Source organism: Pseudomonas sp. W2I6 (assembly GCF_030815935.1).
In the GTDB taxonomy this organism is placed as follows: Bacteria; Pseudomonadota; Gammaproteobacteria; order Pseudomonadales; family Pseudomonadaceae; genus Aquipseudomonas.
Genome location: NZ_JAUSXJ010000001.1, coordinates 4,889,894 through 4,906,879, shown reverse-complemented (window position 1 = coordinate 4,906,879; position 16,986 = coordinate 4,889,894). Strand labels below are relative to the sequence as shown.

Annotated in this window: 16 protein-coding genes; 6 read left to right on the top strand and 10 right to left on the bottom strand. The window is 59.7% G+C overall.

Annotated features, from left to right (window positions below):
* Window positions 1–25: 25 nt before the first annotated feature.
* From glpD to QF039_RS22635, 4 genes are all read right to left on the bottom strand, one after another.
* Complete coding sequence (gene glpD, locus QF039_RS22650; RefSeq protein WP_008433488.1) at window positions 26–1,564, bottom strand: glycerol-3-phosphate dehydrogenase; 1,539 nt, start codon at window positions 1,562–1,564, stop codon at window positions 26–28.
* A gap of 173 nt (window positions 1,565–1,737) precedes the next feature.
* Window positions 1,738–2,493: a DeoR/GlpR family transcriptional regulator gene (locus tag QF039_RS22645; RefSeq protein WP_003208723.1), complete on the bottom strand. Its 756-nt coding sequence runs from the start codon at window positions 2,491–2,493 to the stop codon at window positions 1,738–1,740.
* A gap of 94 nt (window positions 2,494–2,587) precedes the next feature.
* A complete protein-coding gene (gene glpK, locus QF039_RS22640) occupies window positions 2,588–4,093 on the bottom strand; it encodes a glycerol kinase GlpK (protein ID WP_063027424.1) in 1,506 nt (501 codons plus the stop codon).
* An 80-nt stretch (window positions 4,094–4,173) separates the two neighbouring features.
* Complete coding sequence (locus QF039_RS22635) at window positions 4,174–5,028, bottom strand: MIP/aquaporin family protein (protein WP_008433490.1); 855 nt, start codon at window positions 5,026–5,028, stop codon at window positions 4,174–4,176.
* Window positions 5,029–5,388: 360 nt separating this feature from the next.
* On the opposite strand from QF039_RS22635, the gene ybaK reads away from it, so the two are divergent.
* Window positions 5,389–5,859 carry a Cys-tRNA(Pro) deacylase gene (gene ybaK / locus QF039_RS22630; protein WP_003208718.1) on the top strand — a complete coding sequence of 157 codons (471 nt, stop codon included), beginning with the start codon at window positions 5,389–5,391 and terminating at the stop codon, window positions 5,857–5,859.
* A gap of 10 nt (window positions 5,860–5,869) precedes the next feature.
* Here the strand turns inward: ybaK and QF039_RS22625 are convergent, their stop codons facing one another.
* The gene (locus QF039_RS22625) at window positions 5,870–6,979 is read right to left on the bottom strand and encodes an ABC transporter ATP-binding protein (RefSeq protein ID WP_003208716.1); all 1,110 of its coding nucleotides are present in this window, start codon (window positions 6,977–6,979) and stop codon (window positions 5,870–5,872) included.
* The gene (gene argF, locus QF039_RS22620; RefSeq protein WP_134327267.1) at window positions 6,976–7,896 is read right to left on the bottom strand and encodes an ornithine carbamoyltransferase; all 921 of its coding nucleotides are present in this window, start codon (window positions 7,894–7,896) and stop codon (window positions 6,976–6,978) included. Before argF ends, QF039_RS22625 begins: the two co-directional genes overlap by 4 nt.
* A 445-nt stretch (window positions 7,897–8,341) precedes the next feature.
* Here argF and QF039_RS22615 point away from each other — a divergent pair, with 445 nt between their 5' ends.
* Window positions 8,342–10,438, top strand: a complete 2,097-nt coding sequence (locus QF039_RS22615; RefSeq protein ID WP_177019253.1) for a molybdopterin oxidoreductase family protein — start codon at window positions 8,342–8,344, stop codon at window positions 10,436–10,438.
* Between the two features lie 99 nt (window positions 10,439–10,537).
* Entirely contained in the window at window positions 10,538–10,876 is a 339-nt protein-coding gene (gene grxD / locus QF039_RS22610) for a Grx4 family monothiol glutaredoxin (protein WP_003208710.1), read from the top strand.
* A 78-nt stretch (window positions 10,877–10,954) separates the two neighbouring features.
* Here the strand turns inward: grxD and bfr are convergent, their stop codons facing one another.
* Together bfr and QF039_RS22600 are read right to left on the bottom strand one after the other, a co-directional pair.
* On the bottom strand, window positions 10,955–11,425 hold the full coding sequence (gene bfr, locus QF039_RS22605; protein WP_008433502.1) for a bacterioferritin: 471 nt from the start codon (window positions 11,423–11,425) through the stop codon (window positions 10,955–10,957).
* A 200-nt stretch (window positions 11,426–11,625) separates the two neighbouring features.
* The gene (locus QF039_RS22600) at window positions 11,626–11,844 is read right to left on the bottom strand and encodes a bacterioferritin-associated ferredoxin (RefSeq protein WP_003208706.1); all 219 of its coding nucleotides are present in this window, start codon (window positions 11,842–11,844) and stop codon (window positions 11,626–11,628) included.
* Window positions 11,845–12,081: 237 nt separating this feature from the next.
* Between QF039_RS22600 and QF039_RS22595 the strand changes: the two genes are divergently transcribed.
* Complete coding sequence (locus QF039_RS22595; RefSeq protein WP_003172097.1) at window positions 12,082–12,684, top strand: peroxiredoxin; 603 nt, start codon at window positions 12,082–12,084, stop codon at window positions 12,682–12,684.
* A gap of 64 nt (window positions 12,685–12,748) precedes the next feature.
* Here QF039_RS22595 and rnt read toward each other — a convergent pair whose 3' ends face one another.
* Together rnt and pyrC are read right to left on the bottom strand one after the other, a co-directional pair.
* Complete coding sequence (rnt, locus tag QF039_RS22590) at window positions 12,749–13,426, bottom strand: ribonuclease T (RefSeq protein ID WP_003208704.1); 678 nt, start codon at window positions 13,424–13,426, stop codon at window positions 12,749–12,751.
* Window positions 13,423–14,469, bottom strand: coding sequence for a dihydroorotase (gene pyrC / locus QF039_RS22585; protein WP_307520807.1), 1,047 nt, complete (start codon window positions 14,467–14,469; stop codon window positions 13,423–13,425). Before pyrC ends, rnt begins: the two co-directional genes overlap by 4 nt.
* A 156-nt stretch (window positions 14,470–14,625) precedes the next feature.
* Between pyrC and QF039_RS22580 the strand changes: the two genes are divergently transcribed.
* Together QF039_RS22580 and QF039_RS22575 are read left to right on the top strand one after the other, a co-directional pair.
* Window positions 14,626–15,534, top strand: coding sequence for an OmpA family protein (locus QF039_RS22580; protein ID WP_307520805.1), 909 nt, complete (start codon window positions 14,626–14,628; stop codon window positions 15,532–15,534).
* A 129-nt stretch (window positions 15,535–15,663) separates the two neighbouring features.
* Window positions 15,664–16,881, top strand: a complete 1,218-nt coding sequence (locus QF039_RS22575) for an argininosuccinate synthase (RefSeq protein WP_003208700.1) — start codon at window positions 15,664–15,666, stop codon at window positions 16,879–16,881.
* Window positions 16,882–16,986 lie beyond the last annotated feature (105 nt).

Here is a 16,986-nt window from a genome sequence, read left to right as displayed (position 1 = left end):
CAGGGGCTTTTTTACGTCGGGCTGATCAGGCCGCTTCGATCTTGCCGCGGTTGTGCTCAACCTTGGACAGGTAACGCTGCACGTTCTCCTGCTCCTGCGGCGTGGTGAACAGGCCCAGCTTGCTGCGGCGCCACAGGATGTCCTGGGGCTGAGTGGCCCATTCTTCAGCGCACAGGTAATCGACTTCGCGGGTGTACAGGCCGCCACCGAGGTGGTCACCCATGTCCGCCAGCGATTGCACGCCTTCCAGCAGGCGCCAGGTGCGGCTGCCGTAAGTGGTGGACCAGCGACGGGCAATCTCGCTCGGCACCCAGTCGTATTTGCTACGGATTGCATCGGCCAGGGCTTCTGGCGTGCTCATGTTTTCGCCGCCGGGCAGGGTGGCTGTAGCCGTCCAGCTTGGGCGCATCTGCGTGAAGTAAGGCGCCAGTTGTGCCATCGCCGATTCGGCCAGCTTGCGGTAGGTGGTCAGCTTGCCGCCGAACACCGACAGCAACGGCGCCTCGCCCGAGGTGCCGGACAGCGCCAGGGTGTAGTCGCGGGTCACCGCCGACGGGTTGTCGGACTCGTCGTTGCACAGCGGGCGCACGCCGGAATAGGTGTGCACGATGTCATCGCGGCTCAGCTGCTTCTTGAAGTGCGCGTTGACCACGTTGAGCATGTAGTCGGTTTCACCTTCGGTAATCGCCACTTTCGCCGGGTCGCCGGTGTATTCGCGGTCGGTGGTGCCGATGATGGTCAGGTGGTTCAGGTACGGAATGGTGAAGACGATACGCTGGTCTTCGTTCTGCAGGATGTGCGCGTGGGCGCCTTCATACAGCTTCGGTACGATCAGGTGGCTGCCCTGGATCAGACGGATGCCGTAGGGCGAATCCAGCTTCAAGTCATCCTTGATGAACTTGGCCACCCACGGGCCGGCGGCGTTCACCAGCGCTCGGGCGCGGATCGAGAACAGGCTGCCGTCGGCACGTTCCATGTTCATTTCCCACAGGCCTTTGCTGCGGTGTGCGCTGACGCAACGGGTCTGGGTGTGGATGTGCGCACCCTTTTCCCGCGCAGCCATGGCGTTGAGTACTACAAGGCGGGCGTCGTCGACCCAGCAATCGGAGTATTCGAAGCCTTTGGTGATTTCGCTTTTCAGCGGGCTGTCGGGGCCGAACTTGAGGCTCTTGGAGCCTTCGAGTTTTTCCCGCTTGCCGAGGTGGTCATACAGGAACAGGCCGGCGCGAATCATCCATGCCGGACGCAGGTGCGGGCGGTGGGGCAATACAAAGCGCATCTGCTTGACGATGTGCGGGGCCTTGGCCAACAGCACCTCACGTTCAGCCAGGGCTTCGCGCACCAGGCGGAATTCGTAATGCTCCAGGTAACGCAGGCCACCGTGGATCAGCTTGCTGCTCGCGGAGGAAGTGTGGCTGGCCAGGTCGTCCTTTTCGCAAAGGAATACCGACAAACCGCGACCGGCTGCGTCTGCTGCAATCCCGACGCCATTGATCCCGCCACCGATAACGGCGACGTCATAGACTTCGGCAAGCGGTGGGGCAGGCAAGGTAGAAGGGTTCATCGGCTGGCCTCGCAATCTTTTTCGTATTGGAATTCGAACATAAATGTTCATTTGCGAAAATGGTAGCTTATAAACGCAGGCACAGCCAGCCCGCTTCGATTGAAAATACTGATCGAAGGGCGAACAAAGGAAAATTTGTGAACATCAGGGGGCAGGACACCCCCTGTATAGGCTTACACCACTTCCAGTCGAATCTTGTGCTGATTCAACAGTTGCACCAATGCCGGGACCGGCTGCTGATCGGTGACTAAACAATCAATCAAACTGATCGGTCCCAGGCGAATCATGGCGTTGCGCCCGAATTTGCTGGAGTCCGCCGCCAGGATCACCTTGCGCGCATTGGCAATGATCGCCTGGGAAACCCGTACTTCCTGATAATCGAAGTCCAGAAGGCTGCCGTCTTCATCGATACCGCTGATGCCCACCAAGGCGAAATCGACCTTGAACTGGTTGATGAAATCAACGCTGGCCTGGCCTACCACACCGCCATCCCGGCGCACGTTGCCGCCGGTCAGGAGTACGTCGAAGTCGTCTTTGGCACTCAGCATCATGGCGACGTTGAGGTTATTGGTAATGATTTTCAGGTGGCTGTGGTTAAGCAGCGCACGCGCGATCGATTCGGTGGTGGTACCGATGTTGATAAACAGCGAGGCGTGATCGGGGATTTGCGCGGCGATGGCTTCGCCGATGCGCTGTTTTTCGTCGCGCATCTGGTCGGCACGCATGGCGTACGCGGTGTTTTCAACGCTGGAGTCATAGGCTGCGCCGCCATGGTAGCGGCGCAACAGATTGGCTTCCGCCAGTTGATTGATATCGCGGCGGATGGTTTGCGGGGTGACAACGAAGAGCTGCGCCATTTCCTCGATACTCACATAGCCGCGTTCGCGAACCAGTTCGAGGATTTGTTGCTGGCGGGGAGGCAGATTCATGGTGCGTCCTTTGGGCTGCCGTAAAAAGTGGCCCATGATGACGCAGGAATCTGCTCCCTGCCAGTTACAACCCTATGCGCGTCCGGCGCTTGGCTTATTCAGCGCCTTCGTGGGGTTCCCAGTCGCGGGTGCGGCTGACTGCTTTCTGCCAGCCGGCGTAGAGTTTTTCCTTCGCCGCTTCTTCCAACTGCGGTTCGAATTGACGCTCGATTACCGCCTTGCCACGCAGTTCGTCCAGGCTGCCCCAGAAACCGCACGCCAGGCCGGCCAGGTAGGCGGCGCCCAACGCGGTGGTTTCGCGCATTTGTGGGCGTTCAACCTGGGTACCGAGGATGTCGGCCTGGAACTGCATCAGGAAGTTGTTGGCGACCGCGCCACCGTCTACCCGCAGGGATTTGAGGCGTTCGCCGGAATCCTGCTGCATGGCATCGAGTACGTCGCGGGTCTGGTAGGCAATCGACTCCAGGGCTGCACGAATGATGTGATCCACGCGTACACCACGGGTCAGGCCGAACAGCGCACCACGGGCATACGGGTCCCAGTACGGAGCGCCCAGGCCGGTGAAGGCTGGCACCAGGTACACGCCGTTGCTGTCCTTGACCTTGCCGGCGAAGTATTCGGTGTCGGTGGCATCGGCGATGATCTTCAACTCATCACGCAGCCATTGCACGGTGGAACCGCCGTTGAACACGGCGCCTTCCAGGGCGTAGGCCACTTCGCCACGCGGGCCGCAGGCGATGGTGGTGAGCATGCCGTGCTTGGATTTCACCGCCTTGTCGCCGGTGTTCATCAGCAGGAAGCAGCCGGTGCCGTAGGTGTTTTTCGCCTGGCCCGGTTCTACGCACATTTGGCCAAACAGCGCCGCCTGCTGGTCACCGGCGATACCGCCGATGGCGATACCGCTTTTGGTGCGACCATAGATTTCCGAGGAAGACTTCACTTCCGGCAGCATTTCGCGCGGCACGTCGAGAATCTCCAGCATCTTCGAATCCCACTCCAGCGTGTGGATGTTGAAGAGCATGGTGCGCGAGGCGTTGGTGTAGTCGGTGACGTGGGTCTTGCCACCGGTAAATTTCCAGATCAGCCAGCTGTCGATGGTGCCGAACAGCAGCTCGCCGTTACGCGCACGTTCGCGGCTGCCTTCGACGTTGTCGAGGATCCACTTGAGCTTGGTGCCGGAGAAGTACGGGTCGGTGACCAGGCCGGTGGTGTCGTTGATGTATTGTTCGTGGCCGTCGCGCTTGAGCTGCTGGCAGATCTCGGTGCTGCGGCGGCATTGCCAGACGATCGCGTTGTAGATCGGGCGGCCGGTGATTTTGTCCCAGACCACGGTGGTTTCACGCTGGTTGGTGATACCGATTGCCGCGACCTGGTCATGGTGCAGGCCGGCTTGTGCCAGGGCCTCGACCATCACCGCGCTCTGGGTGGCGAAAATCTCCATCGGGTCATGTTCGACCCAGCCGGCTTGCGGGTAATGCTGGGTGAATTCACGCTGGGCGGTGCAGACCACGTTGGCGTCACGATCGAAGATGATCGCCCGGGAACTGGTGGTGCCCTGATCGAGGGCAATGATGTAGTTCTTATTCTGAATGTCGGTCATGTCGATTGCCTTGGACGGAGAATAGGGAAGTCAGTAAACAGCCTGGGCCGCAAAAGGGCAGTACGGTCCAGGCTATCGCATCAGGAAGTACGGGTTTTGGCGGTGGCAGCCGCTTCGGTTGCATCAGTTGTAGCAGGTGCGGCGCTGGGCAGGTGACGGGCAATCAGCCCGCGATAGGCGGCAGCACCGAGGCAGGCGCCGACAATCGGCGCAAAGATCGGAATCAGGAAGTAAGGAATGTCGCGCCCGCCAGTGAAAGCCATTTCACCCCAACCGGCGAAAAAGGTCATCAGCTTGGGGCCGAAGTCGCGGGCCGGGTTCATCGCAAAGCCGGTCAGCGGGCCCATGGCACTGCCGATCACGGCAATCAGCAAACCAATCAGCAGCGGCGCCAACGGGCCGCGGGGCAGGCCGTTGTTGTCATCGGTCAGGGCCATGATCACGCCCATCAGGATCGCGGTGATGACCATTTCCACCAGGAACGCCTGGGCCGTGCCCAGCAGCGGATGCGGGTAGGTGGAGAACACCGACGCCAATTCCAGGCTAGCCTGGGTGCCGCGAATCATGTGGTGGGTTTGTTCGTAATCGAAAAACAGGTTGCTGTAGAGCGTGTAAACCAACGCGGCCGAACAGAAGGCCCCGGCGACTTGGGCGATGATGTAGAACGGCAGTTTGCGCTTGTCGAAATCGGCAAAGATGCAAAGGGCGATACTGACCGCCGGATTCAGGTGAGCCCCGGAAATGCCGGCGCTCAGGTAGATCGCCATGCTGACGCCGATCCCCCAGATGATACTGATTTCCCACAACCCAAAGCTGGCACCCGCGACCTTGAGCGCAGCAACACATCCGGTACCGAAGAAGATCAGCAACGCAGTGCCCAGGAATTCGGCCATGCATTGACTTGAAAGTGAAGGCTGTTGAAGAGCAGTTGTCATGGAAAACCTCTGTTTTTGTTGTTGTCTGGCGTTTTGCCGCAACGGGCAATCGGCGATTTTCACCGTGGCGAGGATCCCCATCCTGTTCGCGGCTTACTGCTGTGAATCCGTAGGTGCATTCCTACAGTATTCGTAAACGAAAAAATATAGACAAGAATGACGGCTGTCAAAGGTCGAAAGTGAACGATCGGTCATTTTGTAATTATTGGTGTGGTGAATGATCGTGCCGTGGGCGCGGGAAGCGGCAGGGAAGGTGCGCGTGAGCGCGTGGCAGAGGGCTTCGGACTAGAGCCTTTTGCTTGTTGTTGGCCTAGAATTGGCTGTCTGTTTTTTCACCTTTTTGCCAAGCCTGGAGCCCACATGACGCCCGCATTGGACCTGTTGAAAAAAGTTCGCGCCGAACATCGAATTCACAGTTACGAACATGATCCCAAGGCAGCGTCCTATGGTCTGGAGGCCGCGGAAAAATTGGGCCTGGACCCGGCGCAGGTGTTCAAGACCCTGCTGGCCAGCAGTGAAAAAGCCGAGCTGCTGGTGGCGGTTGTGCCGGTCGTCGGAAGTTTGGATTTAAAGGCGTTGGCGCAGGCGGCGGGGGTAAAAAAGGTCGAGATGGCAGACCCGGCAGCGGCGCAACGGGCCACGGGTTACTTACTAGGCGGCATCAGCCCGCTGGGGCAGAAGAAACGCCTGCGCACCTTCATCGATGTGACGGCGCAGTCGTTTCCGACAATTTTTATCAGTGCGGGGAGAAGGGGGCTTGAGGTGGAGTTGGCAGCGACAGTGCTGGCCGAACACACCCAGGCCAAGTTCGCGGAAATTGGCCGGGCGTGATGCGTTGACGTCAGGAGGCGGTGTTGTAGCGGCGAACGCCTGACTCAACCTGAGGGATTTGTGCTGCGGTGCTGCCTGAGGCCTGGAACAACACCAGGTGCTCGGCTGCCACGCGAATGCCCACGTCGGCACCGACCTGGTGATCGGCGTGGCTGGGGAAGATCGACTCCAGCTGAGCGCCTGTCGGCAGCTGCAAGCGATACAGGGTCGACGCGCCGAGGAACGTCTTGCCGACAATCCGCGCCTTCAAGGCGCTGTCCGGTGCATAAACGATGTCGTCCGGGCGCAGCAACACATCCACCGCGCCGCCGGTTGGCCAGGTGTAGGCACGATTGCCGCGCAACTCCCCCAGTTCGGTGGTAACCGATTCCGGCGTGTTCAACTGCCCGCGAATGAAGTAACCCTGGCCAATGAAGCTGGCGACAAAGGGTGTCAGCGGTTCGTGATAGAGGTTGTAGGGCGTATCCCACTGCTCCAGGCGACCCTCCTTGAACACGCCGACATGGTCACTCACTGCGAAGGCTTCTTCCTGGTCGTGGGTCACCAGAATCGCACTGGTGCCCCGCGCCTTGAGGATATCGCGTACTTCGTGGCTGAGTTTGCGCCGCAGTTCGCCGTCGAGGTTGGAGAAGGGTTCGTCCAGCAGCAACAATTGCGGTTCCGGCGCCAGGGCGCGAGCCAGGGCGACGCGTTGCTGCTGGCCGCCCGAGAGTTCGTGGGGGAAGCGCTTGCCGAGGTTTTTCAGGTTCACCAGTTCCAGCAATTCAGCGACCACACGCTCTTTTTGCGGGTGCTTGCGAATGCCGAAGGCGATGTTGTCGGCCACGCTGAGGTGTGGAAACAGCGCGTAGTCCTGGAACACCATGCCGATCCGACGTTTCTCCGGAGCCAGTGTGAAACCGGCGCTGGAAATGACTTCGCCTGCCAGGCTGATCTCGCCTTCATGCACCGGCTCAAACCCGGCAATCGCTCGCAGGGTGGTGGTCTTGCCGCAGCCCGAGGAGCCCAGCAGGCAACCGATGTCGCCGGCGTTGAGGTGCAGATTGAGGTTCTGCACCACCCGTTGGTCTTGATAGCCGCATGCCAGATTGCGCAGGTTCAGCAGTAGTGGCTGGCTCATGCAGGACGGTACGCCGGCGCAACCAGAAACTCGAGCAGGGCTTTTTGTGCGTGCAGGCGGTTTTCCGCCTGGGCCCAGGCTACTGAACGTTGATCGTCCAGCAGGTCGAGACTGATTTCTTCGCCACGGTGGGCGGGCAGGCAGTGCATGAACAGCACGTCCGGCGCGGCCAGGTCGAGCAGGGCGCGGGTGACCTGGAACGGGGCGAAGAGCTTGAGGCGCTTGGCGGTTTCCTCTTCCTGGCCCATGGAGGTCCACACGTCGGTGCTCACCAGGTGTGCGCCGATGACCGCCTCACGCGGGTCGCGGACGATGGTCACGCGGTCGCCGGCCTCGGCCAGGAAACGTGCATCCGGCTCGTAGCCTTCAGGGCAGGCAACGCGCAATTTGAAGTCGAACTGGATCGCCGCTTCTATATAGCTGTTGCACATGTTGTTGCCGTCGCCGATCCAGGCCACGGTCTTGCCCTGGATCGAGCCGCGCTGTTCGAGGAAGGTTTGCATGTCGGCCAGCAACTGGCAGGGGTGCAGGTCATCGGACAGGCCGTTGATCACGGGCACTCGGGAGTTGGCGGCAAATTCGGTCAGGGTGCTGTGGGCGAAGGTACGGATCATCACCGCATCCAGCATGCTCGACATCACGATCGCGCAATCGCTGATCGGCTCGCCACGGCCCAGTTGGGTATCGCGAGGTGACAGGAAGATAGCCTGGCCGCCGAGCTGAATCATGCCGGCTTCGAAAGACACGCGGGTGCGGGTGGACGACTTCTCGAAAATCATCCCGAGCACGCGGTTTTTCAAAGGCTCGAACAGTACGCCGCGGTTACGCAGGTCTTTAAGCTCAATGCCTCGACGGAGCACGCTGACCAGCTCTTCGGGCGTGCAATCCATCAGGGAGAGAAAGTGCCTTGCGCTCATCATTAACTACCTTTTTGCAACAGACCGCAGATACTCAAAGCCTGGTTTATTTTGAAAACGGGCGAGACCTGCGGCGAAAGCCGCACGGGGCGACGAAATAGGGGAAGGCGCGATCTTATAATTAAATGTCGCGTCTTACCAATAGGGCTACAGTTTTTAGGGGAGTTCAAGGACGCGGGGAGGGCGCTTTTGAAGCCTGTTTCCTGACAGCAGCGGGTCATTTGTACACTGGCGCTGCGCCACATTGCAATGCGTGAGGGCGGGCTGAGGCCGGGCTGCGTCGGTTTCAGCGGGCTGCCGAAGGCTTCTGAAACATTTCCTGATGTTTCCTCATGGCCTGGCCTGATGCCCCTGGATTCACACGACGAACGTTGCTGGCGCTGCTGCCCCGGGCGGGCCATAGTTTTCGTCCGAAGCGCCTAGCCCACAATAAAAGAGACTGGCCATGACCAAGACTCTCCACCACCGTGCCTGCCATCTGTGCGAAGCCATCTGCGGCCTCACACTGGAGACCACCCAGGGCGAAGACGCAAGCCTGGCGATCACCTCGATCAAGGGCGACCCCCTGGATACGTTCAGCCGTGGCCATATCTGCCCCAAGGCCGTGGCCCTGCAAGACATCCAGAATGACCCGGACCGCCTGCACCAGCCCATGTTGCGGGTGGGCAGCGAATGGCAGCCGATCCCGTGGGAAGACGCCTTTGTACTTGTAGCCGAGCGCCTGGCCGCGATTCAGACGCGTCACGGGCAGAATGCTGTGGCGGTGTACCAGGGCAATCCGAGCGTGCACAACTATGGTCTGATGACCCACAGCAACTACTTCCTTGGCCAGCTGAAGACCCGCAATCGTTTTTCCGCCACCTCGGTGGACCAGTTACCTCACCACCTCACCAGCCACCTGATGTACGGCCACGGCCTGTTGCTGCCGATCCCGGACATCGACCATACCGATTTCATGCTGATCCTCGGCGGCAACCCGCTGGCGTCCAACGGTAGCATCATGACCGTGCCGGATGTGGAGAAACGCCTGAAGGCCATCCAGGCTCGCGGCGGTAAAGTCGTGGTGGTTGATCCGCGCCGCAGCGAGACGGCGGCGATGGCCGACCAGCATCTGTTCGTGCGCCCGGGCGGCGATGCGGCGTTATTGTTCGGATTGCTCAATACACTGTTTGCCGAGAACCTGACCCGTGACAGTCACCTGCCGGTGGACGGCCTGGATGACGTGCGCCACGCCGTGGCCGGATTCACCGCCGAGGCCATGAGCCGTCAATGTGCGGTACCCGCCGAGCAGATCCGCCAGTTGGCCCGGGACTTCGCCGCGGCCGATGCGGCGGTGTGCTATGGCCGCATGGGCGTATCGACCCAGGCGTTTGGCACGCTGTGCCATTGGCTGGTGCAGTTGATCAACCTGGTGACCGGTAATCTGGATCGAGTCGGCGGGGCCTTGTGCACCACGCCGGCAGTCGACCTGGTAGCTTCCACCTCCGGCGGGCATTTCAATCGCTGGCAAAGCCGGGTTTCCGGGCGACCCGAGTACGGGGGCGAGCTGCCGGTATCGGCACTGGCTGAAGAAATGCTCACTGAGGGTGAAGGGCAAATCCGCGCCTTGGTGACGGTGGCGGGCAATCCGGTGTTGTCCACGCCCAACGGCCGGCAACTGGAGCAGGCGCTGGATGGCCTGGAGTTCATGGTCAGCATCGACCTGTATATCAACGAGACCACGCGTTACGCCGACCTGATCCTGCCGTCCACCTCGGCCCTGGAAAACGATCACTACGACACCACCTTCAATATGTTCGCGGTGCGTAACGTCACCCGTTTCAATCGCGCCATCCTGCCGAAACCCGAGGGTGCGTTGCATGACTGGGAAATCTTCGTCGGCCTGGCCCGGGCGTTTGCCGAGAAGACGGGTAATACACTCAAACCGACGATGCCGCCTGCGCAGATGATCGACTTCGGGCTGCGGGCCGGGCCTTATGGCGACAGGTTGTCCATTGCCGCGCTGGCCGATCACCCTCATGGCCTGGACCTCGGGCCGCTGAAACCCAACCTCGCAGGCCGCCTGAAAACCGCCAATGGCCATCTGCAGGCTGCACCGTCGGTTATACTTGCCGACCTGGCGCGCTTTGCCGCGCAGCCGGTGCCCGAGGTGAATGAGTTGCTGCTGATCGGCCGCCGGCATGTGCGCAGCAACAACTCCTGGATGCATAACTACCACCGGCTGGTGAAGGGCAAGCCTCGCCATCAACTGCTGATGCATCCGGATGACCTTGCCCATCGCCAGTTGACTGACGGGCAGCGGGTACGGGTCAGCTCGCGGATCGGCATGATCGAGGTGGAAGTGTTGGCCAGTCTCGACATGATGCCCGGCGTGGTCAGCCTGCCTCACGGTTGGGGCCACGGCCGCCCTGGCGTGCAGATGACCATCGCCAGCGGGCAGCCGGGGGCGAGCGCGAATGACCTGACGGATGAGCGGCAACTGGATGAGCTGTCGGGCAACGCAGCGTTGAACGGCGTGCCGGTGCAGGTGGCGGCGGCGTAAGGATTGTCTGTCGGGGAGTCCGAGCGTCACGCTGGGGTTTGCGTTACAATGCGCCACCGTGCCGACCCATGAGTCGGAAAGTTCCAGCCGAGGTGTTCCATGGATATCATCGAAACGATCAAAGAGCAGATTGCCAACAACACTATTCTGCTTTACATGAAGGGCGCCCCTAACGCTCCCCAGTGTGGCTTCTCCGCAAAGGCTTCCCAGGCAATCATGCAATGTGGCGAGAAGTTCGCCTACGTGGATATCCTGCAGAACCCGGAAATCCGCGCCAACCTGCCGAAGTACGCCAACTGGCCAACCTTCCCGCAGCTGTGGGTTGCCGGTGAGCTGGTCGGCGGTAGCGACATCATCACCGAAATGGCGGCTGATGGTTCGTTGCAGGCACTGATCAAAGACGCAGCGGCCAAAGCAGCTGCGAAGACCGAAGCCTGATTTGTTTTAGGCCGCGGCAATAAAAAGCCCCGCTTCTCGAAAGAGAGCGGGGCTTTTTAGTGGCCGGGAATTGTTGGGTTATTCACCCATCTGCGATTGCAGGTAATTCTCGATAGTCACTTTGTCGATCAGGCCGATTTGGGTTTCCAGCCAGTCGATGTGTTCTTCCTGGTCTTCAAGGATATCTTCCAGCAGTTCACGGCTGCCGAAGTCGCCCTTGGATTCGCAATGAGCAATGGCGGCCTTCAGGTCGGTGTGGCTCTTGCGCTCGAAGTTCAGGTCGCAGTTGATCATTTCCTGGGTGTGCTCGCCGATGTTCAGCTTGCCCAGGTCCTGCACGTTCGGCAGGCCTTCCAGGAACAGGATGCGCTTGATCAGCGCGTCAGCGTCCTTCATGGCCTTGATGGATTCTTTGTATTCACGCTTGCCCAGCTTTTCCAGGCCCCAATCGTCATACATGCGCGCATGCAGGAAGTACTGATTGATCGCGACCAGTTCATTGGCAAGGATTTTGTTGAGTTGCTGGATGACTGTGATGTCGCCTTTCATGATTGGGGTCCTGCCCTGTATTAGCTGTATATAAGGCGGAGTTTGAGCTGCGCATTTACTACTGTCAAACCTAAGTTATTGAATAATAAATGAAAATTAATCGGAATAAGAATGTTTGTGTTCCGCGTCTTGGCGCTAACTGTTTGAATTTCGGGCATAAAAAAACCGGACACTAAGTCCGGTTCTTTAAAACACGCTGATTAAGCGTGTGTAAATTCTGCTGAGTAGGGGATCGCAGCCTGGGCAGTTTGCAGCTGCGTCAGGGTTTCCCGTACCACTTGCTTGGCGAGGCAGGCGCATTTGCCGCATTGGCTGGCAACGCCGGTGGTTTCACGTACTTCCTTGTAGCTGCAGCAACCTTCGTAGATTGCTTCGCGGATTTGTCCGTCGGTGACGCCAGTGCAAAGGCAGACATACATAAGGGAGAACCATCGCGGTTTAAGGCTTAAGTGCGACGGATCTTAATGTTAACGAGAATGATTGTCAAAGTAGTTTCTCAAGCCTTGGTGTTTGCACGCGGCTTCACTGACGAACGGCTTTTTTCCGGTATGATGGTCGGTCTTCACGAAGCGTGATCACGTCACAGGCCTGTCGTTTAGCTGCGGCACACTGGGACGGATCCTTTTACTTCAGTCACCACCATCAGGAGATACCCAATGAGCGTACTCGTCGGCAAACAAGCCCCGGATTTCGACGTACCCGCCGTCCTCGGCAATGGCGAAATCGTAGACAGCTTCAAACTGTCTGAAGCCATCAAAGGCAAATACGGCCTGGTGTTCTTCTACCCGCTGGACTTCACCTTCGTCTGCCCATCGGAGCTGATCGCTCTGGATCACCGCATGGACGATTTCAAGGCGCGTAACGTTGAAGTGGTAGCCGTTTCCATCGACTCCCATTTCACCCACAACGCCTGGCGCAACACCGCCATCAATGATGGCGGCATCGGCAAAGTCAAATACACCATGGCTGCCGACATGAAGCACGACATCGCCAAGGCCTACGACGTTGAGTCCGAAGGCGGCGTGGCTTTCCGTGGCGCGTTCCTGATCGACGACAAGGGCGTTGTGCGCTCGCAGATCATCAACGACCTGCCGCTGGGCCGTAACATGGAAGAGCTGATCCGCCTGGTCGACGCTCTGCAATTCCACGAAGAGCACGGTGAAGTCTGCCCTGCCAACTGGAAAAAAGGCGACAAAGGCATGAACGCTTCGCCAGAAGGCGTTGCGGCTTACCTGACCGAGAACGCTGGCAAGCTGTAAGCCACGTTCGAAGCAAAAAAATCCGGCCTGAGAGGGCCGGTTTTTTTATGCGCGGGATTTGGCTTCAGTCGCCGAAGTCTTCCCAGCCGCCCATCTGTTTCCAACGGTTGACGATGCCGCAGAACAGCTCGGCGGTCTTCTCGGTGTCGTAGCGGGCCGAGTGGGCCTCACGACCGTCGAAGTCGATACCGGCAGCCTGGCAGGCCTTCGCCAGCACGGTCTGGCCATAGGCCAAACCGGCCAGGGTCGCAGTGTCGAAGCTGGAGAACGGGTGAAACGGGTTGCGCTTCATGTCCAGGCGCGCCACGGCGGCATTGAGGAAGCCCAGGTCGAAGCTGCTGTTGTGGCCCACCAGGATCGCGCGTTTGCAGCCATTGGCCTTCAGGGCCTTGCGTACGCCACGGAAGATGTCGGTCAGCGCCGCTTCTTCACTGACGGCCATGCGCAGTGGGTGATCAAGCTTGATCCCGGTGAACTCCAGGGCCGCCGCTTCGATGTTGGCACCTTCGAACGGCTCGACGCGGAAGAAGTGGGTGTGTTCCGGGAACACGAAACCCTGTTCATCCATGCCGATGGTCGTGGCGGCGATTTCCAGCAGCGCGTCAGTGGCGCAATTGAAGCCGCCGGTTTCTACGTCGATGACAACCGGCAGGTAGCCACGGAAACGCTCGGCCATCGGGTGACGGGAACCGCCACCACCGCCGCCGTGTTCCTGGTCGTCGTCGTAATGGTCTTCACTCACGGGTGTTCCTCCAGCAGGCGCCAGCGCAGTGTTTCACCGGCGCGCAGCGGGATAACGGTCAGCTCGCCAAACGGCAGGCTGGTGGGGGCGGCCCAGTCTTCACGGACCAGGGTAATGCGGTCGGTATTCGCCGGCAGGCCATAGAAACGTGGGCCGTTGAGGCTGGCGAACCCTTCAAGCTTGTCCAGGGCGTTGCGTTGTTCGAACGCTTCGGCATACAACTCGATCGCCGCATAGGCGGTGTAACACCCGGCACAACCACACGCGGCTTCCTTGGCGTGTTGGGCGTGAGGTGCAGAGTCGGTACCGAGGAAAAATTTCTCGCTGCCACTGGTGGCGGCATCGAGCAGCGCTACCTGGTGCGTGTTGCGCTTGAGAATCGGCAGGCAATAGAAGTGCGGCCGAATCCCGCCCACCAGCATGTGGTTGCGGTTGTACAGCAGGTGATGCGCGGTGATGGTCGCGCCGACGTTGGCCGAAGCCTCGGTGACGAACTGCACGGCATCGGCGGTGGTGATGTGCTCGAACACCACCTTGAGGGTTGGGAACAGCTCGACAACTCGGCGCATGTGCTCGTCGATGAAGATCTTTTCACGATCGAACACATCGACATCGCCACGGGTGACTTCACCGTGGATCAGCAACGGCATGCCCACTTCGGCCATGGCTTCGATGGCCGGCAGGATCTTGTCGATACTGGTGACGCCGGAATCGGAGTTGGTGGTGGCGCCGGCCGGGTACAGCTTGGCGGCGTGCACGAAACCACTGGCCTTGGCCTGGCGAATTTCTTCGGGCTGGGTGCGGTCGGTCAGGTACAGCACCATCAACGGTTCGAAGCGGCTGCCGGCCGGTCGTGCAGCGAGAATGCGCTGGCGATAGGCGTCGGCTTCCGCGGCGTTACGCACCGGAGGTACCAGGTTAGGCATGATGATGGCGCGGCCAAACGTGCGCGCTACATCGGCCACGGTTTGGGGCAACGCAGCACCATCGCGAAGATGAATATGCCAGTCGTCGGGACGCAGCAGGGTCAGGCGGTCGGACATTGGGGATTCCAGGCGGGTCAATCTGGTGGGAATGCTACCGGAAAAGACTCTTGCAGGCACTCGCTATCAAGTTTTGCAGGATGCGACCGATATCCCTGGGTATGCCTTAACGATGTATGACGCCTTGATGTGTTGTAGAAACCAGTGGAGCCTCCCGTGCGCCAGCATTATCTAGCCCTGCTCAGTGTGTTCGCCAGCCTGCCCGCGATGGCCCTCACGTTCCAGACACGTCTGGAGAATATTGAGTGGAAAGTGGAGGGCGATAAATTCGAGTGCCGCTTGACCCAGCCGATCACCGATTTCGGCTCGGGCGAGTTCGTGCGCCGGGCCGGCGAGCAGGCGACGTTTCGCCTGAAAGCCTTTAACGGCTCGTTGGGTGCCGGTTCCGCAACCCTGTTGGCGGCGGCTGCGCCGTGGCAGCCGGGGCGTGGCGATATCAACCTGGGGGCGGTGCGTGTCGGCAGTGGCGATGTGCTGTTCAACAGCTCCCAGGCCCAGGCCGGGCGTTTGTTTACCGGCCTGCTCGAAGGGCGCAGCCCGACGGTGCGCCACTATAGCCGCGACGGCGGTTACTCCGAGATCCGCCTGCTGCCGGCGAAATTCAGCAAGGCCTACAACGACTACCAACTCTGCACCACCAAGCTGCTGCCGATGAATTTCGAGCAGGTCAGACAGACCGAGGTGGGTTTCCCGGGTGGCGGCATCGAACTGGACGCGGCGGCCAGGAAAAAGCTCTCGGTGATTCTCGAATTCATGAAAGCCGACCCGACGGTTAACCACGTCGAGTTGAATGGCCACTCCGACAACAGCGGCAATCGCCTGACCAATCGCGACGTTTCACGGCGTCGTGCATTGGCGGTAATGGACTACTTCAAGGCCAATGGCATCCAGGAATCGCAGATTACCCTGCGCTTTCATGGCGAAAGCTATCCGCTGGCGCCGAACACCAACGCGGCCAACCGGGCGAAAAACCGCCGGGTGAATATTCAGCTCGAACGGGTGGCAGCCCCCGAGAAACCGGCGCCCCAGGCCAAGGCGCCAGACAACGCTGCCGCCACCTCATAAGGTGCGGCGTTTCGTCGCCCGCTCGACATAATCTGTCGCTTTATCTTCATTTGCTGTCGCGCCTCTGTAATTTCACGGTTTTGGTCGGTAGAATCGACGCCTTTCCGTACAACCCCGTGGAGTGATGGCATGGCCGACGTAAACAAGGTCGTTCTCGCGTATTCCGGCGGCCTGGACACTTCGGTGATCCTCAAGTGGCTGCAGGATACTTATAACTGTGAAGTGGTGACCTTCACCGCTGACCTGGGTCAGGGCGAAGAGGTCGAACCTGCACGTGCCAAGGCGCAAGCCATGGGCGTGAAAGAGATCTACATTGACGACCTGCGCGAAGAGTTCGTCCGCGATTTCGTTTTCCCGATGTTTCGCGCCAACACTGTCTACGAAGGCGAGTACCTGCTGGGTACTTCCATCGCACGTCCGCTGATCGCCAAGCGCCTGATCGAAATCGCCAACGAAACCGGCGCCGACGCCATTTCCCATGGCGCCACCGGCAAGGGCAACGACCAGGTGCGTTTCGAACTGGGCGCCTACGCCTTGAAGCCAGGCGTAAAAGTGATTGCTCCGTGGCGTGAATGGGACCTGTTGTCCCGTGAAAAGCTGATGGACTACGCTGAAAAGCACGCGATCCCGATCGAGCGTCACGGCAAGAAGAAGTCCCCGTACTCGATGGACGCCAACTTGCTGCACATCTCCTATGAAGGCGGCGTGCTGGAAGACACCTGGACCGAGCACGAAGAAGACATGTGGAAATGGACCGTCTCCCCGGAGAACGCTCCTGACAAGGCCCAGTACCTGGAACTGACCTACCGCAACGGCGACATCGTCGCGCTGGACGGCGTCGAAATGACCCCGGCCACCGTACTGGCGACCTTGAACCGTATCGGTGGCGAACACGGTATCGGCCGCCTCGACATCGTCGAGAACCGTTACGTGGGCATGAAGTCCCGTGGTTGCTACGAAACCCCGGGCGGCACCATCATGCTGCGCGCTCACCGCGCCATTGAGTCCATCACCCTGGACCGTGAAGTGGCTCACCTCAAAGACGAGTTGATGCCCAAGTACGCCAGCCTGATCTACACCGGCTACTGGTGGAGCCCGGAGCGTCTGATGCTGCAACAGATGATCGACGCTTCCCAGGTCCACGTGAACGGCGTTGTGCGCCTGAAGCTGTACAAGGGCAACGTGATCGTGACCGGTCGCAAGTCCGATGAGTCGTTGTTCGACGCCAACATCGCCACTTTTGAAGAAGATGGCGGCGCCTACAACCAGGCAGACGCGGCAGGCTTCATCAAGCTGAACGCGTTGCGCATGCGCATTGCGGCCAACAAAGGTCGCAAGTTGTTCTGAGTGTTGTAAGTTGCAATGAAAAATGGCCCCTCAAGGGGCCATTTTTTTTGGTTGAAAATACATCCGGAATCATCGGGCGTGCGCCTGTGTTTATTGTTCGCTTCG

Bases quoted from the DNA above. Each gene is read 5' to 3' on its own strand.
- glpD (WP_008433488.1), bottom strand. From the start codon at position 1,564: ATGAACCCTTCTACCTTGCCTGCCCCACCGCTTGCCGAAGTCTATGAC.
- QF039_RS22645 (WP_003208723.1), bottom strand. From the start codon at position 2,493: ATGAATCTGCCTCCCCGCCAGCAACAAATCCTCGAACTGGTTCGCGAA.
- glpK (WP_063027424.1), bottom strand. From the start codon at position 4,093: ATGACCGACATTCAGAATAAGAACTACATCATTGCCCTCGATCAGGGC.
- QF039_RS22635 (WP_008433490.1), bottom strand. From the start codon at position 5,028: ATGACAACTGCTCTTCAACAGCCTTCACTTTCAAGTCAATGCATGGCC.
- ybaK (WP_003208718.1), top strand. From the start codon at position 5,389: ATGACGCCCGCATTGGACCTGTTGAAAAAAGTTCGCGCCGAACATCGA.
- QF039_RS22625 (WP_003208716.1), bottom strand. From the start codon at position 6,979: ATGAGCCAGCCACTACTGCTGAACCTGCGCAATCTGGCATGCGGCTAT.
- argF (WP_134327267.1), bottom strand. From the start codon at position 7,896: ATGAGCGCAAGGCACTTTCTCTCCCTGATGGATTGCACGCCCGAAGAG.
- QF039_RS22615 (WP_177019253.1), top strand. From the start codon at position 8,342: ATGACCAAGACTCTCCACCACCGTGCCTGCCATCTGTGCGAAGCCATC.
- grxD (WP_003208710.1), top strand. From the start codon at position 10,538: ATGGATATCATCGAAACGATCAAAGAGCAGATTGCCAACAACACTATT.
- bfr (WP_008433502.1), bottom strand. From the start codon at position 11,425: ATGAAAGGCGACATCACAGTCATCCAGCAACTCAACAAAATCCTTGCC.
- QF039_RS22600 (WP_003208706.1), bottom strand. From the start codon at position 11,844: ATGTATGTCTGCCTTTGCACTGGCGTCACCGACGGACAAATCCGCGAA.
- QF039_RS22595 (WP_003172097.1), top strand. From the start codon at position 12,082: ATGAGCGTACTCGTCGGCAAACAAGCCCCGGATTTCGACGTACCCGCC.
- pyrC (WP_307520807.1), bottom strand. From the start codon at position 14,469: ATGTCCGACCGCCTGACCCTGCTGCGTCCCGACGACTGGCATATTCAT.
- QF039_RS22575 (WP_003208700.1), top strand. From the start codon at position 15,664: ATGGCCGACGTAAACAAGGTCGTTCTCGCGTATTCCGGCGGCCTGGAC.